The following is a 26,025-nucleotide window of genomic DNA, read 5'->3' on the forward strand; positions in this document are numbered from 1 at the left end:
AGTGGCCCCGGCCCAGGGCCTGTCACCTCAGTTGTTCCCCACCCGGAGGTCATCCCCTCCTCAGCAGACGTGTGGCTCCCGCCGCCACCGTCGTCGCCAGGATCCAGCCCAGCAGGACCAGCGCCGCCGAGCCCCACTGCCAGCCGCCCTCCACCTTCCACTGGCCCTCCTGGCCGAGATCGATCACCGGGAGCAGCAGGTCCAGCGCGTACAGCGCCGCATCCCACTTCGGGTGCTCGTCCGCCTTGATCGGCGGCGGCTCGTGCCGGGAGAAGAGCAGCGCGCCCGCCGCCCACAGCACCGCCATCCACAGTGCGGCCCGCCCGGGGCGGTACCCGTACGCCACCGTCCAGTCCTGGAGGTACCCCCAGGCCTTGAGCGCCGGCGGCAGGGTGGCCCGGCGCCGCCGCTGCTTGGCCAGCATCACCTCGCGCGCGTCCGCGTCCTCGCCGCTGGCGCGCAGTACGGCGGCCAGCCGCTCGTACGGCTCCGGCGAGTACTCCGGGGTGGCCGCCTCCACCCAGTCCAGCCGGCGCACCAGCGGGAAGTGGCCGCGGGGCGCGAGGTTCTCGTACGCGAACCCCTCGATCGACACGCCGCCCTGGCCGGGCCAGCTCGTGGAGGTGTCCACCAGCTTCACCACCTTCGCCCCGGACAGCACCACCCGCCCCTTCTCCGGCCGCTCGCCGACGAACCGCAGCTCCGGGGTCTGTATCCGGCGCAGCGACACCTCCTGGTCATCGGCCAGCGTGAACCGGGCGCCGTAGAAGTCGACGGCGTCCCCGAAGCGGCCGTCGTCCAGCCGCAGCCCGCCCCGGCACTCGAAGCGCTGGGCCCGCTGCCCGCGCGTGGGTGTCTGGCCGAGCCCGTACGGGGGAGTGGAGGAGCCGGAGTCGCCGAGGACGTAGTCCAGGGCGATCGAGGTCAGGTACAGCGTCCGCTCGACGGTCAGCTGCGGGGCGTTCAGCGCGCGCCGCCCGTACGGGTTGCGCAGCCGGGCCCCCCGCAGGTTCATCGACACGCCGACCTTCGCGCCGCGCAGACTCACCTCCCCGTACGCCTCCAGAAGCTCGCCCTGGAAGTCCTGCGCGACCGACATCCCGTCCGCGGCGATGGCCCGGCCCCTGTTGTCCCGCTGCACCACGGCCTGGCTGATCAGCAGGTCGGTGCCGATCTGCGCGTCGGTCAGCCGGATCCCTCGGGCCACCCGGCAGCGCGGCAGGTGCAGATCGCCCTCCGTGTGCAGGCGGGAGGCGTCCAGCCGCGGTATCGCGCAGTTGACCAGGCGCAGGGTGCCGAACCGGGTCTCGGACAGCTGGATCTCGCTGTCGAAGCGGCAGGACTGGAGCTCGACGTACGGCAGCACGATGCCGCCGGACAGGTCGAGGCGCCCGGTGATCCGTACGCCGCGCAGCTTCAGCGAGGCCACCCGGCCCGGCACCGGCGGCGGGCCGTGGAGCAGCAGCAGCGCCACCACCCGGGCACGGACGCTGCGCCCCGGGCCCCACACCCGGTCGGAGTGCGGATCGTCCTCGTCGGCGGCCCGGGCGCTGAGATCGCAGACACTGCCCGTCCGGTACGCCTCCCACATGCGGCGTTCGGCAGCGGTGAGATCCGCGGGCTCCTCGCCGGCACGTGCCTCCGCCATGGCGGCCCCCTCCGCTGTGCATACGTGTAACAGGAACGCTATCGGGCGGCAGTGACGTCCGGGGCGTGTATCAGCCAGTGATACGGGCGGACGGCGGTGGGAGGCGGTCTGAGAGAATTGGGAGGTGATCTCTCGTATCGACCTGCGCGGTGACGCCCTCCCCGAGGGTGGCGCCCTGCGCGATCTGCTGCCCCGTGCCGAGTTCGACGTGGAAGCCGCCCTGGAGAAGGTGCGGCCCATCTGCGAGGACGTCCATCATCGTGGCACGGCGGCGCTGATCGAGTACGCGCAGAAGTTCGACGGAGTGGAGCTCTCGCAGGTCAGGGTGCCCGCCGAGGCACTCCAGGCCGCTCTGGACACGCTCGACCCGGCCGTCCGCGCCGCCCTGGAGGAGTCCATCCGGCGCGCCCGGATCGTGCACCGCGAGCAGCGCCGCACCGAGCACACCACCCAGGTGGTCCCCGGCGGCACCGTGACCGAGAAGTGGGTTCCGGTCCAGCGCGTGGGCCTGTACGCCCCGGGCGGCCGCTCCGTGTACCCGTCCTCCGTCGTCATGAACGTCGTACCGGCGCAGGAGGCGGGCGTCGAATCGATCGCGCTCGCGTCCCCGCCGCAGAAGGAGTTCGGCGGCCTGCCGCACCCGACGATCCTCGCCGCGTGCGCGCTCCTCGGCGTGGACGAGGTGTACGCGGCCGGCGGCGCCGTGGCCGTCGCGATGTTCGCGTACGGCACGCAGGAGTGCCTGCCGGTCAACATGGTGACCGGCCCCGGCAACATCTGGGTCGCCGCCGCCAAGCGCTACTTCACCGGGAAGATCGGCATCGACACCGAGGCCGGCCCGACCGAGATCGCGGTCCTCGCGGACTCCACGGCCGACCCGGTGCACGTCGCCGCCGACCTGATCAGCCAGGCCGAGCACGACCCGCTGGCCGCCGCCGTGCTCGTCACGGACTCCGAGGAGCTCGCGGCCGCCGTCGAGAGGGAGCTGGAGCCGCAGGTCGCGGCCACCAAGCACGTCGAGGACCGGATCAAGCCGGCGCTCGCGGGCAAGCAGTCCGCGATCGTGCTGGTCGACAGCCTGGAAGACGGCCTCAAGGTCGTCGACGCGTACGGCGCCGAGCACCTGGAGATCCAGACCGCCGACGCCGCGGCCTGGGCCGCCCGGGTCCGCAACGCCGGCGCGATCTTCGTCGGGCCGTGGGCCCCGGTCTCCCTCGGCGACTACTGCGCCGGGTCGAACCACGTGCTGCCCACCGGCGGCTGCGCCTGCCACTCCTCCGGCCTGTCCGTACAGTCCTTCCTGCGCGGCATCCACATCGTCGACTACACGCGCGACGCGCTCGCCGAGGTCACCCACCACGTGGTGACGCTGGCCGAGGCCGAGGACCTGCCCGCGCACGGCGCCGCCCTCAAGGCGCGCTTCGGATGGAAGGTGCCCAACCAGTGAGTTTCGGGATCGACGACCTCCCCATCCGGGACGAACTGCGCGGCAAGACCCCGTACGGCGCCCCCCAGCTCGACGTGCCCGTCCAGCTGAACACCAACGAAAACCCGTACGAGCTCCCCGACGAGCTGGTCCGGCGCATCGCCGAGCGCGTCTCCGAGGCCGCCCGCACCCTCAACCGCTACCCCGACCGGGACGCGGTCGAGCTGCGGACGGCCCTGGCCGCCTACCTCACCCGTACGGGCAAGCACCCGGTCGCACGGGAGAACGTATGGGCCGCCAACGGCTCCAACGAGGTCATCCAGCAGCTGCTGCAGACCTTCGGCGGGCCCGGCCGCACCGCGATCGGCTTCGAGCCCTCGTACTCCATGCACGCGCTGATCGCCCGCGGCACCGGGACGGGCTGGATCTCCGGCCCGCGCAACGAGGACTTCACCATCGACGTGGCCGCCGCCGAGCAGGCCATCGCGGAGAACGCGCCCGACGTCGTCTTCATCACCTCGCCCAACAACCCCACGGGTACCGCGGTCGAGGCGGAGACGGTCCTCGCCCTCTACGAGGCCGCGCAGGCGGCCAAGCCGTCCCTGGTCATCGTGGACGAGGCGTACGTCGAGTTCAGCCACCGGGACTCCCTCCTCCCGCTGATCGAGGGCCGCCCGAACATGGTGGTCTCCCGGACCATGTCCAAGGCCTTCGGCGCCGCCGGGCTGCGCCTGGGCTACCTGGCCGCGCACCCGGCCGTGGTCGACGCCGTCCAGCTCGTACGCCTGCCGTACCACCTGTCGGCCGTCACCCAGGCGACCGCGCTGGCCGCCCTGGAGCACACCGACACCCTGCTCGGCTACGTCGAGCAGCTCAAGGCCGAGCGGGACCGCCTCGTGACCGAGCTGCGGGCCATCGGCTGCGAGGTCACCGAGTCCGACGCGAACTTCATCCAGTTCGGGAAGTTCGAGGATTCGCACACCGCCTGGCGGAAGATCCTCGACCAGGGCGTCCTGGTCAGGGACAACGGCGTACCGGGCTGGCTGCGGGTCACCGCCGGCACCCCGGCCGAGAACGACGCGTTCCTGGAAGCGGTTCGCGCACTGAAGAAGGAGCAGCACGCATGAGCCGCATCGGACGGGTCGAACGGACGACGAAGGAGACCTCGGTCGTCGTCGAGATAAACCTCGACGGCACCGGCAAGGTCGACGTCTCGACGGGCGTGGGCTTCTACGACCACATGCTCGACCAGCTCGGCCGCCACGGCCTCTTCGACCTCACGGTCAAGACGGACGGCGACCTGCACATCGACAGCCACCACACCATCGAGGACACCGCCCTCGCGCTCGGCGCCGCCTTCAGGCAGGCCCTCGGCGACAAGGTCGGCATCTACCGCTTCGGCAACTGCACGGTGCCGCTCGACGAGTCCCTCGCCCAGGTGACGGTGGACCTGTCCGGCCGCCCGTACCTCGTGCACACCGAGCCCGAGAACATGGCGCCGATGATCGGCGAGTACGACACGACGATGACCCGGCACATCTTCGAGTCCTTCGTCGCGCAGGCCCAGATCGCCCTGCACATCCACGTCCCGTACGGCCGCAACGCCCACCACATCGTGGAATGCCAGTTCAAGGCCCTCGCCCGTGCTCTGCGCTACGCCGCCGAGTTCGACCCGCGCGCCGCCGGAATCCTGCCCTCGACGAAGGGCGCCCTCTAGCCGTGAACGGCCTGAACACCATCCTGATCGTCTTCGGCCTCTTCCTGGCCGGCGGCGTCTACTCCTTCCAGAAGCAGAAGATGCCCAAATCGGTCGTCATCCTGCTCGCCATCGGCTCCGCGATGTGCCTCGCCGCCGGAGTCCTGCGGATCCAAGGAATCTGGGCATGAGCGCAGTCCGACCCACCAAGACGGTCGTGGTCTTCGACTACGGCTTCGGAAACGTCCGTTCCGCCGAACGCGCCCTCGCGCGCGTCGGCGCGGACGTCGAGATCACCCGCGACTACGACAAGGCGATGGACGCCGACGGGCTCCTCGTCCCCGGCGTCGGCGCCTTCTCCGCCTGTATGCAGGGCCTCAAGGACGTCCGCGGCGACTGGATCATCGGCCGCCGGCTCTCCGGCGGCCGCCCGGTCATGGGCATCTGCGTCGGGATGCAGATCCTCTTCGAGCGCGGCATCGAGCACGGCGTGGAGACGGAGGGCCTCGACGAGTGGCCCGGCACCGTCGAACCGCTGCGCGCCCCGATCGTGCCCCACATGGGCTGGAACACCGTGGACGCCCCGGCGGACAGCCAGGCCTTCAAGGGCCTGGACGACGACGCCCACTTCTACTTCGTGCACTCGTACGCGGTGCGAGGCTGGAGCCTGGAGGTCACCAACCCGGTGATCCGCGCCCCCAAGGTCACCTGGGCCACCCACGGCGAGCGCTTCGTCGCGGCGGTGGAGAACGGGGCCCTGTGGGCCACCCAGTTCCACCCCGAGAAGTCCGGCGACGCCGGAGCCCAGCTCCTCACCAACTGGATCGAGACCCTTTGATGCCCGTCAACAAGCTGGAACTCCTCCCCGCGGTCGACGTCCGCGACGGGCAGGCCGTCCGCCTCGTGCACGGGGTGTCCGGAAGCGAGACCTCCTACGGCTCCCCGCTGGAGGCGGCCCTCGCCTGGCAGGCCTCCGGCGCCGAATGGCTGCACCTCGTCGACCTGGACGCCGCCTTCGGCACCGGCGACAACCGCGCCCTGGTCGCCGAGATCACCGGCGCCATGGACATCAAGGTCGAGCTGTCCGGCGGCATCCGCGACGACGCCACCCTCGCCGCGGCCCTCGCCACCGGCTGCACCCGCGTCAACCTCGGCACCGCCGCCCTGGAGACCCCCGAGTGGGCCGCCAAGGCCATCGCCGAGCACGGCGACAAGATCGCGGTCGGGCTCGACGTACGCGGTACGACCCTCAAGGGCCGCGGCTGGACCAGCGAGGGCGGGGACCTCTACGAGACCCTCGCGCGCCTGGACTCCGAGGGCTGCGCCCGGTACGTCGTCACCGACATCGGCAAGGACGGCACGCTGACCGGCCCCAACCTGGAGCTGCTGAAGAACGTCTGCGCCGCCACCGACCGCCCGGTCGTGGCCTCCGGCGGGATCTCCTCGCTCGACGACCTGCGGGCCCTGTCCGCACTGGTGCCGCTGGGCGTCGAGGGCGCCATCGTGGGCAAGGCCCTGTACGCCAAGGCCTTCACCCTGGAAGAGGCCCTGGAGGTGGTCTCCGCATGAGCTCCGCAGAAGTGCGCAGGATCTCCTCCGGCGGCCCCTACGAGGACGTCATCGGCTACTCGCGCGCCGTGCAGCTCCCGAACGGCATCGTCCTCGTCTCCGGCTGCACCGCGGGCGACGCGGGCGGCCCGTACGACCAGACGGTCAAGGCCTTCGAGGTCGCCTTCAAGGCGCTCGCCGAGGCGGGCCTGGGTCCGCAGAACGTCGTCCGCACCCGGATGTACCTCACGCACGCCCGGGACGTGGACGAGGTGGGCCGCGCCCACAAGACGCTCTTCGACTCCGTCCGCCCCGCCGCCACGATGCTGATCGTCTCCGGCTTCGTCGACCCGAGCATGGTCGTCGAGGTCGAGGTCGAGGCCTACGGGGAGGTGGCGCGGTGACCCTCGCCGTACGAGTGATCCCCTGCCTGGACGTGGACAACGGCCGCGTCGTCAAGGGCGTCAACTTCCAGAACCTGCGGGACGCGGGCGACCCGGTGGAGATGGCCAAGCTGTACGACGCCGAGGGCGCCGACGAGCTGACCTTCCTCGACATCACCGCGTCGTCCGGAAACCGCGAGACCACGTACGACGTGGTGCGGCGGACCGCCGAGCAGGTCTTCATCCCGCTGACCGTGGGCGGCGGCGTCCGCACCGCGGACGACGTGGACAAGCTGCTGCGGGCCGGCGCGGACAAGGTCGGCGTGAACACCGCCGCGATCGCACGGCCCGAGCTGATCCAGGAGATCGCGGAGCGCTTCGGACGGCAGGTCCTCGTCCTGTCCGTCGACGCCCGCCGCACCGACTCCGGCTCCTTCGAGGTCACCACGCACGGCGGCCGCCGGGGCACCGGCATGGACGCCGTCGAGTGGGCGCACCGGGCGGCCGAACTGGGCGCCGGGGAGATCCTGCTGAACTCGATGGACGCGGACGGCACCAAGGACGGGTACGACACCGAGATGATCGCGGCTGTGCGCAGGCACGTCACGGTCCCGGTGATCGCCTCGGGCGGGGCCGGCCGGCTGGAGCACTTCGCGCCGGCGATCGCGGCCGGCGCCGACGCCGTGCTCGCCGCCTCGGTGTTCCACTTCGGCGACCTGCGGATCGCTCAGGTCAAGGAAGCCCTCCGCGAGGCGGGCCACCCGGTCCGCTGATGCCCTGGCCGGGGCGGCGGTGACGGTGCCCGGGGCGCTGCCCCGGGCACCCCGCGAGGCTGCGCCCGCCGCCGTGCCGCGGCCCGGCCTGCCGTAGACCTCCCGAGCCGTGGCCGGGCCCCGGCCCTTCGGCGGGGGGCGTGACCCCCGGTCGGCGGACGGAGTCCGGCGCAGGCGCCCGAAGCCCGGGAGGCCCGCCAGGGCCGACCGGTGCGAGGGCGCCGTGGAAAGTCAGATGCCGAGCTTCGCCGTCGTCAGCTTGGCGATGGCCTCCGGCGGGCCGTCCAGTTCCACGGCGGCGGCGTCCTGGCGGCCGAAGCAGAACAGGGTCAGCTCGCCCGGCTCGCCCGTGACCGTCACCACGGGGGTGCCCTTGTGCGCCACCGCCGTCTGGCCGTTCGGGCGGCGCAGCACCAGGCCCACCGGGGAGCGGCGGCCCGTCAGCCGGGCCAGCTTCTCCAGCCGGGACCACAGGGCGCCCGAGAACACCGGGTCCAGCTGCCGCGGCGACCAGTCCGGCTGGGCGCGCCGTACGTCCTCGGCGTGGACGTAGAACTCCACCGCGTTCGCCGCCTCGTCGATCTGCTTCACCGAGTACAGGGACAGCTTCGGCGGGCCGGTCCGGATCAGCTGGATCAGTTCCTCGTACGGCTTGGCCGTGTACTCGGCCATCGCCTTGTCCAGCCGGTCCTTCAGGACGTTCAGCAGCAGACCGCCCGCCGCGTCCGGGCGGCGCTCCCGGACCACCACGTGCGCCGCCAGCTCCCGGGCACGCCAGCCCTCGCACAGCGTCGGCGCCTCGGGCCCCACCGCCTCCAACAGGTCCGCCAGCAGCAGGCGTTCGCGCTTCGCATGGGTAGACATGGGGGCCAGCCTACGGCTGGAACCCGCCCCGTGCTGCTCATCAGGCGGACAGTGATCCGTCACCGGGCCCCGCTCGCGGCACAATGTCCCCCATGAGTACGTCCTCCCTCGATCCCGCCGTCGCCGCCCGGCTCAAGCGCTCCGCCGACGGCCTGGTACCGGCCATCGCCCAGCAGTACGACACCGGTGAGGTGCTCATGCTCGGCTGGATGGACGACGAGGCCCTGCATCGCACCCTGACCACCGGCCGCTGCACGTACTGGTCCCGCAGCCGCCAGGAGTACTGGGTGAAGGGGGATACTTCCGGCCACTTCCAGCACGTGAAGTCCGTCGCCCTCGACTGCGACGCCGACACCCTCCTCGTGAAGGTCGACCAGGTCGGCGCCGCCTGCCACACGGGCGCCCGTACGTGCTTCGACGCCGATGTCCTTCCGCTGGCCGAATAGGTAGGTAGGGTCCCACCCCATGGATCTTGAGACGTTCCGCAAGCTCGCGGCGGACCGCCGCGTCATCCCCGTGAGCCGCAAGCTGCTGGCCGACGGCGACACCCCCGTCGGGCTCTACCGGAAGCTGGCCGCCGAACGCCCGGGGACCTTCCTCCTGGAGTCCGCCGAGAACGGCCGCTCCTGGTCCCGCTACTCCTTCGTCGGCGTCCGCAGCGACTCCACGCTGACCGTCCGCGACGGCCGGGCGCACTGGATCGGCACCCCGCCCGTCGGCGTCCCCACCGACGGCGACCCCCTCGACGCCCTGCGCGCCACCGTCGAGGCCCTGCACACGCCCCGCGACCTGGCCGGCGGGATGCCGCCCTTCACCGGCGGCATGGTCGGCTACCTCGGCTACGACATCGTGCGCCGCCTGGAGCGCATCGGCGAGCACACCGCCGACGACCTGCAGCTGCCCGAGCTGACCATGCTGCTCACCTCCGACCTGGCGGTCATGGACCACTGGGACGGCACGGTCCAGCTCATCGCCAACGCCATCAACCACAACGACCTCGACACCGGTGTGGACGAGGCGTACGCGGACGCGGTGGCCCGGCTCGACGCGATGGAGGCGGACCTCGCGCGGCCCGCCCCGTACACCCCCACCCCGCTGCCCGCCTCCGAGCTGCCGGAGTTCTCCGCCCTGTGGGGAGGCGAGAAGTACCAGGAGGCCGTCGAGGACATCAAGGAGCGGATCCGGGCCGGCGAGGCCTTCCAGGTGGTGCCCTCGCAGCGGTTCGAGACGCGCTGCGACGCCTCCGCGCTGGACGTCTACCGGGTGCTGCGGGCCACCAACCCGTCCCCGTACATGTACCTGTTCCGCTTCGAGAACGGCTTCGACGTCGTCGGGTCCAGCCCCGAGGCCCTGGTCAAGGTGGAGGACGGGCGGGCCATGGTCCACCCGATCGCCGGCACCCGCCACCGCGGGGCCACCCCGCAGCAGGACCACGAGCTCGCCGAGGAGCTGCTGGCCGACCCCAAGGAGCGCGCCGAGCACCTGATGCTCGTCGACCTCGGCCGCAACGACCTGGGCCGGGTCTGCGAGCCGGGATCGGTCGAGGTCGTCGACTTCATGTCGATCGAGCGGTACTCGCACGTCATGCACATCGTCTCGACCGTCACCGGCCGGGTCGCCGAGGGCCGGACCGCCTTCGACGTGCTCACCGCCTGCTTCCCGGCCGGCACCCTCTCCGGCGCGCCCAAGCCGCGCGCCATGCAGATCATCGAGGAACTGGAGCCGTCCCGCCGCGGCCTGTACGGCGGCTGCGTCGGCTACCTCGACTTCGCCGGGGACTCCGACACGGCCATCGCCATCCGTACCGCGCTGCTGCGCGACGGCACGGCGTACGTCCAGGCCGGCGCGGGGGTCGTCGCGGATTCGGTGCCCGAGCTGGAGGACCTGGAGTGCCGCAACAAGGCGGCCGCCGTACTGCGCGCGGTGGGAGCGGCGAACCGGCTCCGCAGCTCCTGAGCCGGTAGGGGATAGTGGGGTATGTGAGCGCCGTACCCCCACCCCGAAACGACACCGACGACACCGACGCCCCGGACACCCCGGACACCCCGGACGCCCGCGGCGGCCGCCGCAGTGTGGCCGTCGCCCTGCTGCTCGGCGCGCTCGGTGCCACCGTCGTCCTGCTCGCCTCCGGCCGCGTCTGGGCCCGGGGCACCGCCGCCGTCGGGGGCGGCTCGCTGCCGCTGACCGCGGACGGGCGGGCCGTCACCGGACTCCCGGCGGCCCTGGCCATCGTGGGCCTCGCCGCCCTGGTGGCCGTGTTCGCCGTACGCGGCAGGAGCCGGCTGCTGGTCTCCGGGCTGCTCGCGCTGAGCGGCCTGGGCGCGGCGCTCTCCGCGGTGCTGGCGGCCGACGACCGGCAGGCGCTGGACGCGCAGGCCGCCCGTACGACGGCGGACACCGCGGCGCAGGTGGGGGCGCTGACGCACACGGCCTGGCCGTACGTCACGGCCGCCGGTGCGGCGCTGATCCTGGCCGCCGGACTGCTGGCCCTGCGCTTCGGCCGCAGCTGGCCCGCGATGGGCGGCCGCTACGAGCGGGACGGCAGCCCCCGGGCCCGCAAGCAGGCGGCCGTGGACCCCGACCGGCCGGAGGACCTGTGGAAGGCCCTGGACCGGGGCGAGGACCCGACCCGCTGACCGCGCACCGAGCCCCGTGCGGGACAATGGGCACCGAGTATTCGACACAGACCGCGATTTCTTGACAGCAATGCGACAGAGCAAACGAGGAGCAACTCATGGCGGGCACTAACCACGGACACACCCCGGCCGCCTGGACCGGTGTCACCATCGCTTTCATCGGTTTCTGCATCTCCGGCGCCTTCATGGTGATGGCGAACCCCCTCGGGTTCTGGGCCGGTCTCGTGGTCGTCGCACTGGGTGGTGTCGTCGGCATGGCGATGAAGGCCGCGGGCATGGGCATGCCGAAGCCCGCCCACGACGACCTGGCCGTGGTCATCGCCTCCAACAAGGCCGCCGCGAAGGTCTGACCGGGCCGAGCACCTGTGCACACCTTCGAAAGGCGCGGTCCCGCCGGGCTGCGCCTTTTGCCATGAGCGGAGAGAATCAGCGGGTGGACGCCTCTCGCAGCCCCTTCGCCGTGCCCGCGATCCCCCCGGAGCCCGAGGGCTGGAGCCGCGTCCGGCGGCTGGCCTCCCCGGCGCTCACGCTGGCCTCGGCGGCCCTGGCCTTTGCGTACGTGGGGGCCGTGGATCCCAATGAACCCGGTCATTATCCGGTATGCCCGCTTTTCCGGGTCACCGGAATCCTGTGTCCCGGATGCGGCGGACTGCGCAGTGCGCACGCGTTCGCCCACGGCGATCTGATCACCGCTTTCGGGGCAAATGCCCTGGCTGTCGTCGGCTACTTCGTCTTCGCCGGCTACATGGTCCTGTGGCTGGTTCGCGCCTGTCGCGGCGCCCCGGCCCCGCGCTTCGCCCTGCGGCGTCCGTACTGGTGGGCCCTCGGGGTGCTGGCCCTGGTCTTCGTGGTTGTCCGGAACCTGCCCTTCGGGTCCGCGCTGGCCCCATGAGGCCCGTATGAATCCCGGATTCCGAATGTCCAGTCATTGGGACGCCGTCAACCGCGTGCGGAGGGTAAGGCCTCCTGCGGATACCATTTGAATTGCTGACCTTGCAGTTGTACGTGTCTGCAAGGCGGCCGACCGTCATCGACCCGGAAGGGGGCCGCTCGCGTGAGTGTGCTCGACGAGATCATCGAAGGGGTCCGCGAAGACCTTGCCGAACGGCAGGCCCGCGTGAGCCTCGACGAGCTCAAGGAGCGTGCCGCCAAGGCGCCCCAGGCCAAGGACGGCGTCGCGGCCCTGCGCGGCGACGGCGTCAAGGTGATCTGCGAGGTCAAGCGCTCCAGCCCCTCCAAGGGCGCGCTGGCCGCGATCGCGGATCCGGCCGGACTCGCCGCCGACTACGAGGCGGGCGGTGCGGCGGTCATCTCCGTCCTCACCGAGCAGCGCCGTTTCGGCGGCTCGCTGGCCGACCTGGAGGCCGTCCGCGCCCGCGTGGACATCCCGATCCTGCGCAAGGACTTCATCGTCACGGCGTACCAGCTGTGGGAGGCCCGCGCCTACGGCGCCGACCTCGCGCTGCTGATCGTCGCGGCCCTGGAGCAGGAGGCCCTCGTCTCCCTCATCGAGCGGGCCGAGTCCATCGGCCTCACCCCGCTCGTCGAGGTCCACGACGAGGACGAGATCGAGCGTGCGGTTGCGGCCGGCGCCAAGATCATCGGCGTCAATGCCCGCAACCTCAAGGACCTCAAGGTCGACCGCTCCACCTTCGAGCGCGTCGTCGGCGAGATCCCGGCCCACATCGTCAAGGTTGCCGAGTCCGGCATCCGCGGGCCGCATGACCTGATCGCCTACGCCAACGAGGGCGCCGACGCCGTCCTCGTCGGGGAGTCCCTGGTCACCGGACGCGACCCGAAGGCGGCCGTGGCCGACCTCGTCGCCGCCGGCGCCCACCCCGCCCTGCGCCACGGACGGAGCTGACCCGTCCCATGGCCCCCAACCGCCCCTCCGTCCGCACCCGACCGGGCCCCGGCCCGGCCGGCGTGCCGACGGCGCACGCGCCGCTGGCGCGCGGCTGCCGCCCCCGCGGCTGCCGTGCCCCGGCCCGGCGCGTGCACGGGCGGCGGGTCAGGTACGTGATCGGCTCCGAACCCGGTCAGGTCAACGGCATGCGATGGCGCACCACAGGCGCGCTGTAACGAGGGCCGTCCCGGTCCGGTCCGTCTGACGTCGTCGCCCGACGCCGCCAGGCGTACCGCCCCGCGCGGTGCTCGCTTACGGCCCGTCGCCCCGAGCCGCCGGCTCCGGGCGTGGGCCGCTGCGCCCGTACGCATCGCACCCCCGCAGCGGGGTGCACGTGCGGCGGGCCCACGGCGCAATACGGTGCATCCATCCCATCGCACCCGTAGGAGTACTGGGCATGTCCAGCAGCTCGTTCTTCATTCCGGACCCGGAGGGTCACGTCCCCGACGCCGAGGGCTACTTCGGCGACTTCGGCGGCAAGTTCATCCCGGAGGCGCTCGTCGCGGCCGTGGACGAGGTCGCCGTCGAGTACGAGAAGGCCAAGGGCGACCCGGCCTTCGCGGCCGAGCTCAACGACCTGATGGTCAACTACACCGGCCGGCCCAGCGCCCTCACCGAGGTGCCGCGGTTCGCCGAGCACGCCGGCGGCGCCCGGATCTTCCTCAAGCGCGAGGACCTCAACCACACCGGCTCGCACAAGATCAACAACGTGCTGGGCCAGGCACTGCTCACCAAGCGCATGGGCAAGACCCGCGTCATCGCCGAGACCGGGGCAGGCCAGCACGGCGTGGCCACCGCCACCGCCTGCGCGCTCTTCGGCCTCGAATGCACCATCTACATGGGCGAGATCGACACCCAGCGCCAAGCCCTGAACGTGGCCCGCATGCGGATGCTGGGCGCCGAGGTCATCGCGGTGAAGTCCGGCTCCCGGACCCTCAAGGACGCCATCAACGAGGCGTTCCGCGACTGGGTCGCCAACGTGGACCGCACCCACTACCTCTTCGGCACGGTCGCCGGCCCGCACCCCTTCCCCGCCATGGTCCGCGACTTCCACCGGGTCATCGGAGTCGAGGCCCGCCGCCAGATCCTGGAGCGCGCCGGCCGGCTGCCCGACGCCGTCGCGGCCTGCGTCGGCGGCGGCTCCAACGCCATCGGCCTCTTCCACGCCTTCATCCCGGACAGCGGTGTCCGCCTGGTCGGCTTCGAGCCCGCCGGACACGGCGTCGAGACCGGCGAGCACGCGGCCACGCTGACCGCCGGCGAGCCCGGGATCCTGCACGGCTCCCGCAGTTACGTCCTCCAGGACGAGGAGGGCCAGATCACCGAGCCCTACTCGATCTCGGCCGGTCTGGACTACCCGGGCATCGGCCCGGAGCACTCCTTCCTCAAGGACTCCGGCCGCGGCGAGTACCGCGCGGTCACCGACGACGCCGCGATGCAGGCCCTGCGCCTGCTCTCCCGCACCGAGGGCATCATCCCGGCCATCGAGTCGGCGCACGCCCTCGCGGGCGCCCTCGACCTGGGCCGGGAGCTGGGCAAGGACGGACTGCTCGTCGTCAACCTGTCCGGCCGCGGCGACAAGGACATGGACACGGCGGCCCGCTACTTCAACCTGTACGACTCCGAGGGGGAGACCAAGTGAGCGGCAACATCGAACTCCTCTCGGCCACCCTCGCCAAGGCCAGGTCCGAGGACCGGGCGGCCCTCGTCGCCTACCTCCCGGCCGGCTTCCCGACCGTCGACGGCGGCATCGAGGCCGTCAAGGCCGTCATCGCGGGCGGCGCGGACGTCGTCGAGGTCGGCCTCCCGCACAGCGACCCGGTCCTGGACGGCGCGATCATCCAGACCGCCGACGACATCGCCCTGCGCGGCGGCGTCAAGATCGCCGACGTGCTGCGCACCGTGCGCGAGGCCCACGAGGCGACCGGGGCCCCGGTGCTGGTGATGACGTACTGGAACCCCATCGACCGCTACGGCGTGGAACGGTTCGCCACCGAGCTGGCCGCCGCGGGCGGCGCGGGCTGCATCCTGCCCGACCTGCCGGTCCAGGAATCCGCGCTGTGGCGTGAGCACGCCGACAAGCACGGCCTGGCGACCGTCTTCGTCGTCGCCCCCAGCAGCAAGGACGAGCGCCTGGCGACCATCACGGCCGCCGGTTCCGGTTTCGTCTACGCCGCCTCGCTGATGGGCGTCACCGGTACCCGCGAGTCGGTCGGCCACGAGGCCCGGGAACTGGTCGGCCGCACCCGCACCACCACGGAGCTCCCCGTCTGCGTGGGCCTCGGCGTCTCCAACGCGGTGCAGGCCAAGGAGGTCGCGGGCTTCGCCGACGGGGTGATCGTCGGCTCGGCCTTCGTGAAGCTGCTGCTGGACGCGCCCGACCTGCCGGCCGGGCTGGCCGCCGTCCGGGCGCTGGCGGGCGAGCTCGCGGACGGCGTACGCAGGAGCTGAGCCGCGCGTTCGATCACTGACACGAATCCCCGAGCGGGTTCTGTAGTCCGATCGGGTGGAAGTGGGAGCGGGGAGGCACGCGAGTGCCTCCCCGCTTCGTTTGGCCGAGCGTGAGCGAGAAGAACGACGGTGCGAACCGCGAAGCGAAACGATCGGCCCGTGAGCGGCTCCAGGCGGAGCGCGAGCGCGAGAAGAAGAGGGAGAAGCGGCGGCGGACCCTCATCGTGGCGTCGGCCGTGGTCGGCGTCCTCGGCCTGGCGGCCGTCATCGGCCTGATCGCGGCCAACACCGACAAGGGCGGCAAGTCCGCCGAGGCGGGCCCGGTGACCGCCCCCTCCGGGGCCACCGGCAAGGACGCGCTGGCCATCCAGAGCGGCAAACCCGAGGCCAAGTCCACGCTGACGGTGTGGGAGGACTTCCGCTGCCCGGCGTGCAAGTCCTTCGAGACCAACTACCGGGACACGATCCACGAGCTGGAGAACAAGGGCCTGCTCAAGGTCGACTACCACCTGGTCACCCTGATCGACGGGAACATGGGCGGCACCGGCTCCCTGAAGGGCGCCAATGCGGCCGCCTGCGCACAGGACGCCGGGAAGTTCGCCGCGTACCACGACGTCCTGTTCGAGAACCAGCCACCGGAGACCGACGACGGGTACGGGAAGAACGCCAGGCTGCTGGAGCTGGCCGCCAAGGTGGACGGTCTGGACACTCCGGAGTTCCGCAAGTGCGTCGAGGACGGGACGCACAACAGCTGGGTGAACAAGTCCTTCGAGGCCTTCCGCGCCGGGAAGTTCAAGGGCACCCCGAGCGTGCTGCTGGACGGCAAGGACATCTTCGCCGACGAGGCCAACCCGCTCACCGCGCAGAAGCTCAAGGAGCAGCTGGAGGGCGCCGCCAAGGGGACCGGGGGCGCGAGAAACGCGCCGTCCGCCTCGCCGAGCGCCTCGCCGTCCGCCTCGCAGGGCGTCTCCCCGAAGGGGGCGAAGACCTCGGGGTCCGCGCCGGCGCCGGCCTCCTCTTCGGCCTCTTCCCACGGCGCGGCGAGGTCCTCGACCACCTCGTCCGGCTCGGCCGGGTCCTCCTCGACGGGGTCGAGGGCCGGTTCGGCCGGGGCTTCGAAGGGGGCCGCGGAGGGCTGAGCGCCCCGTCTCGATTTGGTGCCGGGTTGCCGGGCGGGTTGCGGTCCGCACCGCCCGGCAGGGTAGCGTCGGCACTGCCATGAACCTTGCCTATATCCCCAGCCCGTCGACCGGCGTGATCCATCTCGGACCGATCCCGCTGCGCGGCTACGCGTTCTGCATCATCATCGGCGTCTTCGTCGCCGTCTGGCTCGGCAACAAGCGGTGGATCGCGCGCGGCGGAAAGCCGGGCACGGTCGCGGACATCGCCGTGTGGGCGGTGCCGTTCGGCCTGGTCGGCGGTCGCCTCTACCACGTGATCACCGACTACCAGCTGTACTTCGTCGAGGGCCGCAACTGGGTCGACGCCTTCAAGATCTGGGAGGGCGGCCTCGGCATCTGGGGCGCGATCGCGCTGGGCGCGGTGGGTGCCTGGATCGGCTGCCGCCTGCGCGGCATCCCGCTCCCGGCCTGGGCCGACGCCCTGGCTCCCGGCATCGCCATCGCCCAGGCCTTCGGACGCTGGGGCAACTGGTTCAACCAGGAGCTGTACGGCCGCGCCACCGACCTGCCGTGGGCGCTGGAGATCAGCGACGGCCCCAACCGGGTCGCCGGCACCTACCACCCGACCTTCCTCTACGAGTCGCTGTGGTGCCTCGGCGTCGCCGCGCTCGTGATCTGGGCGGACCGCCGCTTCAGGCTCGGCCACGGCCGGGCGTTCGCCCTGTACGTCGCGGCGTACTGCGTGGGCCGCGGCTGGATCGAGTACATGCGGGTCGACGAGGCCCACCACATCTTCGGTGTCCGGCTGAACGTGTGGACCGCGATCGTGGTCTTCATCCTGGCCGTCGTCTACTTCGTGCTCTCGGCCAAGCTGAGGCCGGGCCGCGAGGAGGTCGTGGAGCCGGACCGCGGGCCCGCGGCGTCCGACCCGGCGGCCAAGGACAAGGCGAAGGACGACGCGAAGGACGGCGGCGCCGAGAAGGCCGATGCCGAGGCCGCCGCGAAGCCGGATGCGGAAGGCAAGGCCGAGTCCGGCGCCGAGCCGGCGAAGGCCGAGCCGGCGAAGGCCGACGCGGAGCCGGCCGACGCCGGCTCCGAGGGCACGACGAAGCCGGAGGCCGGGGCCAAGAAGCTCTGACCGTCCATCGAACGGGAGGGGCGCCGCGCGGATGCGCGACGCCCCTCCCGTTCTGCGTTCCCGTGCTCCGTGTTCCGTTCGGCGGCGCGCCGGAGCAGGCCGCCGGCCCCGGAGGCGCTCGTCGCTCACGAGGGTACGGGGGACTCCCGGCGGGCGAGCGCGACGACCCGTTCCGCGCCCGCCAGGACCGCCGGGTCGACGAACCGGCCGTCCGGCAGGGCCACCGCACCCGGGCTGCGACGGGCGGCCGCGACGATCTCCTGCGCTGCGGTGACCTCCTCCGGGCCGGGCAGATAGGCCCGCTCGATCACCGGCAGCTGGCGCGGGTGGATCGCCGCCCGGCCCAGGAAGCCCAGCGCCCGGCCGTGGGCACAGGAGACGGCCAGCGCCTCCAGGTCCCGGATGTCGGGGAAGACCGACTGGGCAGGCGGAGCCAGCCCTGCCGCCCGGGCCGCGATCACCACCCGGGAGCGGGGCCAGTCCAGGCCCGCCTCCGCGCTGATGCCCAGATCGGCGCGGAGGTCGGCCTCGCCGAGGGAGAGCCCGCGCAGGGCGGGGTGCGCACGGGCGATCTCGTACGCGCGCTCCACGCCCAGCGCCGATTCGAGCATGGCGTACAGGGCCACCCCTCCGGTGCGGTCGGCGACCGCGGCGATCTGCTCCGGGGCCGAGACCTTCGGCAGCCGCAGCCCCGCGAGGCCGCGCAGCCCGGTCAGGGCGGTGAGGTCGGCGCCGGCCCAGGGGGAGGCCAGGGCGTTCACGCGGACGACGACGGGGACCGGCTGGCACTCGGCCAGCCGCTCCGCGGTAGCGGCCCGGGCGTACTCCTTGCGGGAGGCCGACACCGCGTCCTCCAAGTCGACGATGACGGCGTCGGCCCCGGAGTCCAGGGCCTTGGCGACCACCTCCGGGCGGTCGCCGGGTACATAGAGCCAGGTCAGGATCACAGGGCCCCCTCCATCCGGAGTGCGCTGATCTCGGCCTCGGACAGGCCGAGTTCGGTGAGTACGGCGTCGGTGTCCGCGCCGTGTGCGCGGCCCGCCCAGCGGATCCTCCCGGGGGTCTCGGACAGCCGGAACAGGACGTTCTGCATCCGGAGCGGGCCGAGCTCGGGGTCCTCGACCTCGGTGACGGTGTCCAGGGCCGCGAACTGCGGATCGGCCATGACGTCCCGTACGTCGTAGACCCGGGCCACGGCGGCCTGGGCCTCCTCGAAGGCGGCGACCACGTCGTCCGCCTTGTGGCGCCCGATCCAGCCGCCGACCGCCTCGTCGAGGACGGGCGCGTGGGCGGCCCGGCCGGAGCCGGACGCGAACCACGGCTCGGCGATCAGCTCGGGCCGGCCGACCAGGCACATGACGCGCTCCGCGACGGACTGGGCCGAGGCGGACACCGCCAGCCAGCGGCCGTCGGCGCTGCGGTAGGTGTTGCGCGGGGCGTTGTTGGCGGAGCGGTTGCCGGTGCGCGGCTGGACGTAGCCGAGCTGGTCGTACCAGAGCGGGTGCGGGCCCAGCACGGTGAGGATCGGCTCGATGATGGCCAGGTCCACCACCTGCCCGCGGCCGGTGCGGTCGCGGCCGGCCAGCGCGGTCATCACGGCGTACGCGGTGGTCAGCGCGGCGATCGAATCCGCGAGCCCGAACGGCGGCAGGGTCGGGGGTCCGTCCGGCTCCCCGGTGATCGCGGCAAAGCCGCTCATCGCCTCCGCGAGGGTGCCGAAGCCGGGGCGGTGCGCGTACGGGCCCTGCTGGCCGAAGGCCGTGACGCGGGCCAGGACCAGCCGCGGGTTGACGGCGGACAGCTCGGGCCAGCCCAGGCCCCACTTCTCCAGGGTGCCGGGGCGGAAGTTCTCCACGACCACGTCGGCGGTGGCGGCCAGCCGCAGCAGGGTGTCGCGGCCGCCCGGGGTGGACAGGTCGAGGGTCATCGTCCGCTTGTTCCGGCCGAGGAGCTTCCACCACAGTCCGACGCCGTCCTCGGCGGGGCCGTGGCTGCGCGAGGGGTCGGGGCGCTCGGGGTGCTCGACCTTGACGACCTCGGCGCCGAAGTCACCGAGCAGGGTGGCGGCGAGCGGCCCGGCGAACAGCGTGGCGAGGTCCAGCACCCGCACCCCCTGCAGGGGGCCGGGCCGCCGGCCGGACCCGGGCGCGGGCCCCGGGCACCCGGTTTCCGGGGCGGCCCCCCGTACGGATCGCCCGGCGGGCGGGGTGTCCGCCGGGGCCGGGGAAGACGGCGGCGGACCGGCGGGGGTCACGAGGCGGCTCCGGATGCGGCGAACGCGTCCGCTTCGGCGCGGGCCGGCATCGAGTCCTGGGCGCCGGGGCGCTGGACGGACAGCGCCGCCGCCGCCGAGGCCCAGCGCAACGCCTCCGGCATGGGGCGGTCCTCCCCGAGGGCCACGGCGAGCGCGCCGACGAACGTGTCCCCGGCGGCGGTCGTGTCCACGGCGCGGACCCGGGGCGCGGGCACGGTCACCGGCTCCCGCCCGCGGGCGGCGTACAGGGACCCGGCCGCGCCGAGGGTGATGACGACCTCCGGGACCTCGCCCAGCAGGGCCTCGGCGGCCTGCTGGGGGCGGGTGAGCCCGGTGAGGGCGGCGGCTTCGTGCTCGTTGGGCACCAGCAGGTCGGTGGCGGCCAGGAGTTCCGCGGGCAGCGGCCGGGCGGGGGCCGGGGTGAGGATCGTACGGACCCCGTGGGCGCGGGCGGCGGTCGCACCGGCGAGGACGACGGACAGGGGCAGTTCGAGCTGGAGGAGGAGGGAGTCGGCGGCGCCGATCCGGCTCTCGTCGCCGGCCTCCAGGCCGGTGACGCGGGCGTTGGCGCCGGGGATGACGACGATGCTGTTCCCGCCCTCGTCGTCCACGGTGATGTGCGCGGTGCCGCTGGCGCCCTCGACGGTGCGCAGGGCCGCCGTCTCGACCCCGGCCGTGGCGAGCGCGGAGCGCAGCCGTACGCCGAACTCGTCGGCCCCGACCGCGCCGATCATCACCACCTCCGCGCCGAGGCGGGCGGCGGCGACGGCCTGGTTGGCCCCCTTGCCGCCGGGGACGGTGCGGAACTCGCGGCCGGTGACGGTCTCCCCCAGGCGGGGGGCCTTGGCGACGTAGGCGACGAGGTCCATGTTCGTACTGCCGAGCACGGCGATGGCCGTCATGGGCGTACTGCCTCCTGTGCGGTGAGCTGGGCGAGGGTGTCGAAGCCGATGCCGTCGAAGCCGCGGACGGTGGTGGCGAGGCGGTTCTTCAGGGGGGCGCTCCAGCGGTGCGGGACGCCGTTCCCGTCGACGAGCGCGGCGAGCGAGCCGGCGGTGGCCCCGTTGGAGTCGGTGTCCCAGCCGCCGGACACCGCACGGCACACGGAGCGGGTGAAGTCCCCGTCGGCGTGGGTGAGGGCGGCGGCGATCAGGGCGGTGTTGGGAACGGCGTGGACCCAGTGGTAGTGGCCGTGCCGGGCGTGCAGGTGGTCCACGACACGGTCGAAATCGGTGTGCCGCGCCGCTGCGTCGACGGCGTCGCGGACGGCCCCGGCGAGCCGCGAGCGGGGCGGTACGACGGCCAGACCGGCCCGGAGCGCGGAGTGGATGTCGGCCCGCCCCCCCACGGCCTCGGCGATGGCGGCGGCCGTGAAGAGCGCGGCGTACAGGCCGTTGCCGGTGTGGGTGAGGGCGGCGTCCCGGTACGCCTGGGCCGCGGCGGCGGTCGGGTCGCCGGGGTTGGTCCAGCCGTGGACGTCGGCCCGGATGAGGGCGCCGATCCACTCGCGGAAGGGGTTGTGGCGGGTGGCGGTGGCCGGGGGCTCCAGCCCGAGCAGCAGGTTCCGGTACGCCAGGCGCTCGGCGGTGAAGGCCCGGCCGGCGGGGAGCTCGTCGAGCCAGAGCCGGGCGACGTCGGCGGTGGTGAACCGCTTGCCGTGGCGCCGGAGCAGCAGCAGGTTCAGGAGCGGGTAGTCGAGGTCGTCGTCCTCGGGGGTGCCGTCGATGTTCTCGGCGAGGGAGGTGGCGGCGGAGTGCCGGTTCCACGGGTACGCGGCCAGCAGCTCCGCGGGTACGCCCTCCGCGGTGAACCAGTCGTCGAGGGGCCAGTTCCCGGTGGCCCGGGCGAGGGCCCGGATGCCCTCCAGCGGCAGCTTCTCCACGGGCTTCCCGAGTACGCACCCGACGGCCCGGCCCGTCCAGGCCGCCTCCAGCATCCGGGACAACCCGTCCGCCCCCTCGCTCCGCGGGGCCCCGGCAACCGGGGAGCCGGGCCCGGCAGCGGCTTCGGATGCCGGGCGCGCTCCACCGTGACTTGGCGGCGCTTCACCGGCCGCGACCGTGCCCGGGCCGCTCCGCCCGGGTGCGGCGGGGGCCGGGGCGGGTGCCGCGGCACCGCTGGCCCGTGCGGGGCCGTCGGGCCACGGCAGCGGGTCCGGCCGGCTCGGGCCGGTGGCGGGCTCGGGCCAGGTCGCGGTGATGGCGGGCCAGGAGAGGGGCTCGTCCGCCGCCAGGGGGAGCGGGAGGGAGTCCAGGGCCGTCAGGAGGTGTTCGGCCAGGGCGCGGAGCCCGGGGGAGGCGGGGGAGGGAGAGCTGCCCGCGCGGGCGGGGGCGGGGCGGCCGCCCGCGGCCAGCCAGGTGCGGAGCAGCGGCTCGGCGGCCGCTGCCCGGCCGTCCTCGACGGCCTGCCGCAGCTCGTGCCCGACCAGGTCCTCCGGCTGGGCCCAGGTCAGCCGTACGGCCCCGGCCGGGAGCGGCGGGTCCGGGAGCGGAGCGGGGCCGGCCGCAGCGGCATCGCGGGGCGGGGTGCCGGTCACTGCGGGGCGGCGATCGAAGTGAAGGCCGACTCGTGGGCGCGGCGGCGGGCCCGGTCCAGGGCGAAGACCTCACGGGCCACCGCGGCCAGAGCCGACGCCGGGGCGTGCAGATCGAGGCGGCTGGCCTCGGCGACCTGCTTGGCCCAGGGGGGCGGGACGGCCGAGGCCCCGGACAGGGCTCCGGCGACCGCGCCCGCCATCGTGGCGATGGAGTCGCAGTCCCGGCCGTAGTTGACGGCTCCGAGCACGGAACCCTCGTACGCCCCGTCGGAGACGACCAGCATGCCGAGCGCGATCGGGAGCTCCTCGATCGCGTGCAGCCGCGACGGCCGCCGGGCGCCGAGGGACGGCTTGCGGTAGTCCGGGCCGACGGAGTCGTACGGCGCGACCGCCGCCCGCAGCGGGGCCAGCGCCGACTCGAAGTCCCGGTGGCGGCCCGCCACTTCGCACACCGCCGCGATCGCCTCCCGGGTGCCGTCCTTGGCCAGCGCGAGGGCCGTGTCCACCACCGAGGACGCCGTCGCCCCCGGCACGCACGCCGCCGCCACCGCCGCCGCGAACACGCCCGCCGCCTCCCGCCCGTACGAGGACTGGTGCGCGCCGGCGATGTCCAGTGCCTCCGCGTACGCGCCCGCCGGATTGCCCGCGTTGACGATGCCGACCGGTGCCATGTACATCGCCGCACCGCAGTTGACGATGTTGCCGCTGCCCGCCTCGCGCGGGTCCGCGTGCGCGTAGTGCAGCCGGGTCACGATCCACTTCTCCGCGAGGAAGATCCGCTGGAGGGGGAGGGCCTCGGCTTCGAGCTCGGGGATCCAGCGCGGGTTCGTCATCAGGTCCGGGACCAGGTGGTCGGCGATCGCGTACGCGTCGAGGTGGTCCCGTACAGCCTCGTAGACGCGCACCAGCGCATGGGTCATGAGGGTGTCGTCGGTGACGTGGCCGTCCCCCTTGTGGTACGGCGCGATGGGGCGGGCCGTGCGCCAGTCCTCGTGCCACGGGCCGACGATGCCGTGCACGCGGCCGCCGTGCCGTTCCACGATCCGGTCCGGGGACCAGCCCTCCACCGGGCCGCCGAGCGCGTCGCCGACGGCGGCTCCGACGAGGCAGCCGGCCGCCCGGTCTTCCAGAGTGAGCGTCATGTCCGAATCATCCCTTGGGTGAGGTGAGTTCCGTGCGAGCCAGGAGCGCGGCGAGTTCGACCAGATCGGTGCCGGCGAGGCGGGGGAGGGCGCAGCCGGACAGGGTGCGGCAGGCTTCGCGCCAGGCGGCGGGGATCGAACTGCCGCCGCCGAGGGCGCCGGTGAGGGCGCCGGCGAGGGCCGGGGCGGAGTCCGCGACGCGGGACAGGCAGGCGGCGGCCGGGACGGCCTCACCGACCCGGCCGCGGGCGGCGGTGGCTAGGGCGAGGGCCACGGGGACGGTCTCGGCGGCGGCAATGCCGTAGCTGTAGACGTGGTCCACGATCTCGTGCTCCAGGGTGGGGACGATGGCGAAGGCGCCGCCGCCGTCCGTGTGCGCACGGGCGAGCTTGACGGCGTGGCGGGCGTTGCGGCCGATCTCGGTGGCCTCGGGGAGCTGGCCGAGGGCGGCGTCGACGGCGGTGCCGGTGTCGGCGCCGGCGAGGGCGGCCGCGATGGCGGCGGCCATGGCGCGGGCGCCGTGGACTCCGTCGCCGTCCTGGGTGTAGCGGGCGTCGAACTCGGCGAGGTCCGCGGCCGCGGCCGGGTCGCCGGGGTGGACGACGGCGAGGACGCAGGCGCGGACGCAGGCGGCGTCGTCGAAGTAGTGCGGGTTGTCGTGGCCGGTGGCGGGCGGGCGCAGGCCGGCGGCGAGGTTGCCGAGGCCGGCGCGGACGGAGATGCGGGCGCGGAGCGGGAGGACGGCCGACTCCACCTCGGGGGCGCGTTCGGCCGCGGCGGCGATCTCGCTGGCCAGGGCGTTCCAGGCGAGGTCGATGGCGGCCCGCATGCGGCGGGACCGGCTGAGGTCGCTGAGCAGCACGCCGGCTGCGGTCAGCACGGATTCGGCGGCGAAGGCGGCCCACTCGGCGTCGTCGGAGGGGCCGAGGCACAGGGGTTCCGGGGGCTGGTTCAGGGCGATGGGCACGGGGAGGGTCGTCGTCTGGTTCTGCTCGGCGAAGGTGTCGAGCTCGCGGGTGAGGCGGCGGGTCCACTCGGGCATGCGGCTGGCCCGGTGCCGGGCGGCGGGCCACCCGGCGGCGTCGCCCGAGGCGAGCCCGAGCAGCAACCCCTCGATCCGCCGGTCCCCTGCGGGGGGCTGCGGGGTCCGGGCCCGCGCGCCGGCCCCGGCCGGGCCGGTCCGGAGCTCCGCGCCCGTCCCGTCGCCGGGCCGGGGTCCGGCTTCCGCCGGGCCGGTGGCGCGCTCCACGCGCAGCCCGTCGTCGGGGGCGGGTTCCGGTGGGGTGGTGTGGTGCCGGGACAGCGGGCCGTCGTCGGGACCGGCTGCGGCGGGGCCGCCCTCGGGGGGCCAGGGGGTCGCGGGGTCCAGGGGGGCCGGGGGCCGGGTCATCGGGGGGTCTCGGCTTCCGGGGTGAGGAGGTCCGCGATGTCCAGGACGTGGTGGCCGCGCATCGAGGGGAGGCAGCTGCCCCGGACCGGGCCGATCGCCGACGCCCAGTCCGCCGGGATCGCGGCGACGCCCGACAGGGCGCCGGAGAGGGCGCCCGCCACCGCCGCCGTGGTGTCCGCGTCGCGGCCCATGTTCACCGCCGTCAGGACCGAGGCGGCGAAATCGCCCCGGCAGGCGGCGAAGGCCCCGAACGCCAGGCCCACCGCCTCCGGGGCCAGGTCGGTCCACGGATAGCCGCCGATCACCACCGCGGAGCGCACCGCCCGTTCGCCGCGCGGGGCCGCCGTGACGGCCCGGCGCAGCGAGCGGGCGGTCCAGGAGTCCGACGGGATGACGGACAGCGCGGCGGAGACCACGGACGCAGGGCTGCCGCCGGCCATCGCCGCGGCGACGCCGGCCGCCACCGCCTGGCCGCCGTAGATGCCCTCCCCGTCGTGGCTCACGCTGCCGTCGATCGCGACCAGCCGGGCGGCTTCGGCGGGACGGCCCGCCGCGAACACCCCGAAGGGGGCCGCCCGCATCGCCAGGCCGTCCGACCAGGCGTGGCGGTGCTGCGCAGAGATGGGCGCCGCCAGCCCCCGGCGGAGGTTCTCCAGGGTGCCGCGCTCACTGAAGCCCGCCCCGCGGAACGGCCCTTCGTCGAGGTCGGCGATCCAGTGGTGCCATGCCCGCTCGACGTGGGAGACGGTCAGCGCCGACCCGTGGCGGGCCAGCAGCAGCCCCGAGAAGATCGCGTACTCGGTGTCATCGGTGCCCGCCGGGTCCTCCGACACGAAGCCCTCGATGCGGCCCCATTTCGCCCGGATCTGCGAGGGCTTCATGTTCTCGGCGGGGGCGCCGAGCGCGTCACCCGCCGCGAGGCCCAGAAGAGCGCCCCTGGCCCGTTCGAGGAGGACCTGCGGATGGCATGCAATCTGCTCCATGGCGCGCCTCTCCATCTGAAGGGACCCATCGTGGGCCCCATGGGGGATTTGTGCCACGGCATGTGGTTTGTCGCTCGCCGCGAAACACCCCGCCCACGCCCCCGTCACCCGGTCGCCGACCCGCGAAACC

27 protein-coding genes and 1 pseudogene are annotated in these 26,025 nt (G+C 73.6%); 19 read left to right on the forward strand and 9 right to left on the reverse strand.

The features are described 5' to 3' along the window. Positions 1-49: 49 nt before the first annotated feature. Entirely contained in the window at positions 50-1,648 is a 1,599-nt protein-coding gene (locus tag ABTY04_RS06400) for an oxidoreductase (RefSeq protein ID WP_352212184.1), read from the reverse strand. 124 nt (positions 1,649-1,772) lie between these two features. On the opposite strand from ABTY04_RS06400, the gene hisD reads away from it, so the two are divergent. The 8 genes from hisD to hisF are packed head-to-tail and all read left to right on the forward strand — an operon-like array spanning position 1,773 to position 7,474. Continuing rightward, positions 1,773-3,095, forward strand: coding sequence for a histidinol dehydrogenase (gene hisD, locus ABTY04_RS06405; RefSeq protein WP_352212185.1), 1,323 nt, complete (start codon positions 1,773-1,775; stop codon positions 3,093-3,095). Further along, on the forward strand, positions 3,092-4,201 hold the full coding sequence (locus ABTY04_RS06410) for a histidinol-phosphate transaminase (RefSeq protein WP_352212186.1): 1,110 nt from the start codon (positions 3,092-3,094) through the stop codon (positions 4,199-4,201). The genes hisD and ABTY04_RS06410 overlap by 4 nt, the downstream gene beginning before the upstream one ends. Then, positions 4,198-4,791 carry an imidazoleglycerol-phosphate dehydratase HisB gene (gene hisB, locus ABTY04_RS06415; RefSeq protein WP_352212187.1) on the forward strand — a complete coding sequence of 198 codons (594 nt, stop codon included), beginning with the start codon at positions 4,198-4,200 and terminating at the stop codon, positions 4,789-4,791. The genes ABTY04_RS06410 and hisB overlap by 4 nt, the downstream gene beginning before the upstream one ends. 2 nt (positions 4,792-4,793) lie before the next feature. Beyond that, a complete protein-coding gene (locus tag ABTY04_RS06420) occupies positions 4,794-4,961 on the forward strand; it encodes a CG2302 family histidine operon protein (RefSeq protein ID WP_352212188.1) in 168 nt (55 codons plus the stop codon). Then, a complete protein-coding gene (gene hisH / locus ABTY04_RS06425; RefSeq protein WP_352212189.1) occupies positions 4,958-5,608 on the forward strand; it encodes an imidazole glycerol phosphate synthase subunit HisH in 651 nt (216 codons plus the stop codon). The genes ABTY04_RS06420 and hisH overlap by 4 nt, the downstream gene beginning before the upstream one ends. Beyond that, positions 5,608-6,339, forward strand: a complete 732-nt coding sequence (gene priA, locus ABTY04_RS06430; RefSeq protein WP_352212190.1) for a bifunctional 1-(5-phosphoribosyl)-5-((5-phosphoribosylamino)methylideneamino)imidazole-4-carboxamide isomerase/phosphoribosylanthranilate isomerase PriA — start codon at positions 5,608-5,610, stop codon at positions 6,337-6,339. The genes hisH and priA overlap by 1 nt, the downstream gene beginning before the upstream one ends. Next, positions 6,336-6,722: a RidA family protein gene (locus tag ABTY04_RS06435; RefSeq protein ID WP_352212191.1), complete on the forward strand. Its 387-nt coding sequence runs from the start codon at positions 6,336-6,338 to the stop codon at positions 6,720-6,722. Before priA ends, ABTY04_RS06435 begins: the two co-directional genes overlap by 4 nt. After that, positions 6,719-7,474, forward strand: coding sequence for an imidazole glycerol phosphate synthase subunit HisF (gene hisF, locus ABTY04_RS06440; RefSeq protein ID WP_352212192.1), 756 nt, complete (start codon positions 6,719-6,721; stop codon positions 7,472-7,474). The genes ABTY04_RS06435 and hisF overlap by 4 nt, the downstream gene beginning before the upstream one ends. Before the next feature lie 231 nt (positions 7,475-7,705). Here hisF and ABTY04_RS06445 read toward each other — a convergent pair whose 3' ends face one another. Next, complete coding sequence (locus ABTY04_RS06445; protein ID WP_352212193.1) at positions 7,706-8,338, reverse strand: TIGR03085 family metal-binding protein; 633 nt, start codon at positions 8,336-8,338, stop codon at positions 7,706-7,708. Positions 8,339-8,421: 83 nt separating this feature from the next. Between ABTY04_RS06445 and hisI the strand changes: the two genes are divergently transcribed. The 11 genes and pseudogenes from hisI (at position 8,422) to lgt (ending at position 17,590) form a co-directional block, all read left to right on the forward strand. Continuing rightward, a complete protein-coding gene (gene hisI, locus ABTY04_RS06450; protein WP_352212194.1) occupies positions 8,422-8,784 on the forward strand; it encodes a phosphoribosyl-AMP cyclohydrolase in 363 nt (120 codons plus the stop codon). A 19-nt stretch (positions 8,785-8,803) separates the two neighbouring features. Then, a complete protein-coding gene (locus ABTY04_RS06455) occupies positions 8,804-10,294 on the forward strand; it encodes an anthranilate synthase component I (RefSeq protein ID WP_352212196.1) in 1,491 nt (496 codons plus the stop codon). A gap of 14 nt (positions 10,295-10,308) precedes the next feature. After that, positions 10,309-10,974 (forward strand): TIGR02234 family membrane protein, encoded by a 666-nt coding sequence (locus ABTY04_RS06460; protein ID WP_352212197.1) that lies wholly within the window; start codon positions 10,309-10,311, stop codon positions 10,972-10,974. 98 nt (positions 10,975-11,072) lie between these two features. Then, a complete protein-coding gene (locus ABTY04_RS06465) occupies positions 11,073-11,324 on the forward strand; it encodes an HGxxPAAW family protein (RefSeq protein ID WP_352212198.1) in 252 nt (83 codons plus the stop codon). A gap of 62 nt (positions 11,325-11,386) precedes the next feature. Next, entirely contained in the window at positions 11,387-11,866 is a 480-nt protein-coding gene (locus ABTY04_RS06470; protein ID WP_352212199.1) for a DUF2752 domain-containing protein, read from the forward strand. A 162-nt stretch (positions 11,867-12,028) separates the two neighbouring features. After that, positions 12,029-12,838, forward strand: a complete 810-nt coding sequence (gene trpC, locus ABTY04_RS06475; protein WP_352212200.1) for an indole-3-glycerol phosphate synthase TrpC — start codon at positions 12,029-12,031, stop codon at positions 12,836-12,838. Positions 12,839-12,846: 8 nt separating this feature from the next. Beyond that, a complete protein-coding gene (gene trpM, locus ABTY04_RS06480; RefSeq protein WP_352212201.1) occupies positions 12,847-13,056 on the forward strand; it encodes a tryptophan biosynthesis modulator TrpM in 210 nt (69 codons plus the stop codon). 221 nt (positions 13,057-13,277) lie between these two features. Next, on the forward strand, positions 13,278-14,522 hold the full coding sequence (trpB, locus tag ABTY04_RS06485; RefSeq protein ID WP_352212202.1) for a tryptophan synthase subunit beta: 1,245 nt from the start codon (positions 13,278-13,280) through the stop codon (positions 14,520-14,522). Beyond that, positions 14,519-15,331, forward strand: a complete 813-nt coding sequence (trpA, locus tag ABTY04_RS06490) for a tryptophan synthase subunit alpha (RefSeq protein WP_352212203.1) — start codon at positions 14,519-14,521, stop codon at positions 15,329-15,331. Before trpB ends, trpA begins: the two co-directional genes overlap by 4 nt. A gap of 110 nt (positions 15,332-15,441) precedes the next feature. Further along, a pseudogene (locus tag ABTY04_RS06495) lies at positions 15,442-16,233 on the forward strand (DsbA family protein); the annotation flags it as partial. A 316-nt stretch (positions 16,234-16,549) separates the two neighbouring features. Next, complete coding sequence (gene lgt, locus ABTY04_RS06500; RefSeq protein ID WP_352212205.1) at positions 16,550-17,590, forward strand: prolipoprotein diacylglyceryl transferase; 1,041 nt, start codon at positions 16,550-16,552, stop codon at positions 17,588-17,590. 125 nt (positions 17,591-17,715) lie between these two features. On the opposite strand, the gene ABTY04_RS06505 is transcribed toward lgt, so the two are convergent. The 7 genes from ABTY04_RS06505 to ABTY04_RS06535 all read right to left on the reverse strand — a co-directional run bounded on the left by ABTY04_RS06505 (position 17,716) and on the right by ABTY04_RS06535 (position 25,895). Then, on the reverse strand, positions 17,716-18,537 hold the full coding sequence (locus ABTY04_RS06505) for an HpcH/HpaI aldolase/citrate lyase family protein (RefSeq protein ID WP_352212206.1): 822 nt from the start codon (positions 18,535-18,537) through the stop codon (positions 17,716-17,718). Continuing rightward, positions 18,534-19,709 (reverse strand): CaiB/BaiF CoA transferase family protein, encoded by a 1,176-nt coding sequence (locus ABTY04_RS06510; protein ID WP_352212409.1) that lies wholly within the window; start codon positions 19,707-19,709, stop codon positions 18,534-18,536. The genes ABTY04_RS06505 and ABTY04_RS06510 overlap by 4 nt, the downstream gene beginning before the upstream one ends. Before the next feature lie 131 nt (positions 19,710-19,840). Then, on the reverse strand, positions 19,841-20,746 hold the full coding sequence (gene rbsK / locus ABTY04_RS06515) for a ribokinase (protein WP_352212207.1): 906 nt from the start codon (positions 20,744-20,746) through the stop codon (positions 19,841-19,843). Then, entirely contained in the window at positions 20,743-22,257 is a 1,515-nt protein-coding gene (locus tag ABTY04_RS06520) for an ADP-ribosylglycohydrolase family protein (protein ID WP_502996572.1), read from the reverse strand. Before ABTY04_RS06520 ends, rbsK begins: the two co-directional genes overlap by 4 nt. Before the next feature lie 119 nt (positions 22,258-22,376). Beyond that, the gene (locus ABTY04_RS06525) at positions 22,377-23,522 is read right to left on the reverse strand and encodes an ADP-ribosylglycohydrolase family protein (protein ID WP_352212208.1); all 1,146 of its coding nucleotides are present in this window, start codon (positions 23,520-23,522) and stop codon (positions 22,377-22,379) included. A gap of 7 nt (positions 23,523-23,529) precedes the next feature. Then, positions 23,530-24,912: an ADP-ribosylglycohydrolase family protein gene (locus tag ABTY04_RS06530; RefSeq protein WP_352212209.1), complete on the reverse strand. Its 1,383-nt coding sequence runs from the start codon at positions 24,910-24,912 to the stop codon at positions 23,530-23,532. After that, positions 24,909-25,895, reverse strand: a complete 987-nt coding sequence (locus ABTY04_RS06535; RefSeq protein ID WP_352212210.1) for an ADP-ribosylglycohydrolase family protein — start codon at positions 25,893-25,895, stop codon at positions 24,909-24,911. The genes ABTY04_RS06530 and ABTY04_RS06535 overlap by 4 nt, the downstream gene beginning before the upstream one ends. Between the last annotated feature and the right edge of the window lie 130 nt (positions 25,896-26,025).

The organism is Streptomyces sp. NPDC097981, from assembly GCF_040302565.1.
Taxonomy (GTDB): Bacteria; Actinomycetota; Actinomycetes; order Streptomycetales; family Streptomycetaceae; genus Streptomyces.

Excerpts from the sequence above, each read along its gene's own strand:
- trpM (WP_352212201.1), top strand. The coding sequence starts at position 12,847 with ATGGCCCCCAACCGCCCCTCCGTCCGCACCCGACCGGGCCCCGGCCCG.
- ABTY04_RS06445 (WP_352212193.1), bottom strand. The coding sequence starts at position 8,338 with ATGTCTACCCATGCGAAGCGCGAACGCCTGCTGCTGGCGGACCTGTTG.
- ABTY04_RS06525 (WP_352212208.1), bottom strand. The coding sequence starts at position 23,522 with ATGACGCTCACTCTGGAAGACCGGGCGGCCGGCTGCCTCGTCGGAGCC.
- ABTY04_RS06470 (WP_352212199.1), top strand. The coding sequence starts at position 11,387 with ATGAGCGGAGAGAATCAGCGGGTGGACGCCTCTCGCAGCCCCTTCGCC.
- rbsK (WP_352212207.1), bottom strand. The coding sequence starts at position 20,746 with ATGACGGCCATCGCCGTGCTCGGCAGTACGAACATGGACCTCGTCGCC.
- ABTY04_RS06530 (WP_352212209.1), bottom strand. The coding sequence starts at position 24,912 with ATGACCCGGCCCCCGGCCCCCCTGGACCCCGCGACCCCCTGGCCCCCC.
- hisI (WP_352212194.1), top strand. The coding sequence starts at position 8,422 with ATGTCCCCCATGAGTACGTCCTCCCTCGATCCCGCCGTCGCCGCCCGG.
- ABTY04_RS06435 (WP_352212191.1), top strand. The coding sequence starts at position 6,336 with ATGAGCTCCGCAGAAGTGCGCAGGATCTCCTCCGGCGGCCCCTACGAG.
- hisH (WP_352212189.1), top strand. The coding sequence starts at position 4,958 with ATGAGCGCAGTCCGACCCACCAAGACGGTCGTGGTCTTCGACTACGGC.
- ABTY04_RS06455 (WP_352212196.1), top strand. The coding sequence starts at position 8,804 with ATGGATCTTGAGACGTTCCGCAAGCTCGCGGCGGACCGCCGCGTCATC.
- lgt (WP_352212205.1), top strand. The coding sequence starts at position 16,550 with ATGAACCTTGCCTATATCCCCAGCCCGTCGACCGGCGTGATCCATCTC.
- hisB (WP_352212187.1), top strand. The coding sequence starts at position 4,198 with ATGAGCCGCATCGGACGGGTCGAACGGACGACGAAGGAGACCTCGGTC.
- ABTY04_RS06465 (WP_352212198.1), top strand. The coding sequence starts at position 11,073 with ATGGCGGGCACTAACCACGGACACACCCCGGCCGCCTGGACCGGTGTC.
- trpB (WP_352212202.1), top strand. The coding sequence starts at position 13,278 with ATGTCCAGCAGCTCGTTCTTCATTCCGGACCCGGAGGGTCACGTCCCC.
- priA (WP_352212190.1), top strand. The coding sequence starts at position 5,608 with ATGCCCGTCAACAAGCTGGAACTCCTCCCCGCGGTCGACGTCCGCGAC.
- ABTY04_RS06535 (WP_352212210.1), bottom strand. The coding sequence starts at position 25,895 with ATGGAGCAGATTGCATGCCATCCGCAGGTCCTCCTCGAACGGGCCAGG.
- ABTY04_RS06400 (WP_352212184.1), bottom strand. The coding sequence starts at position 1,648 with ATGGCGGAGGCACGTGCCGGCGAGGAGCCCGCGGATCTCACCGCTGCC.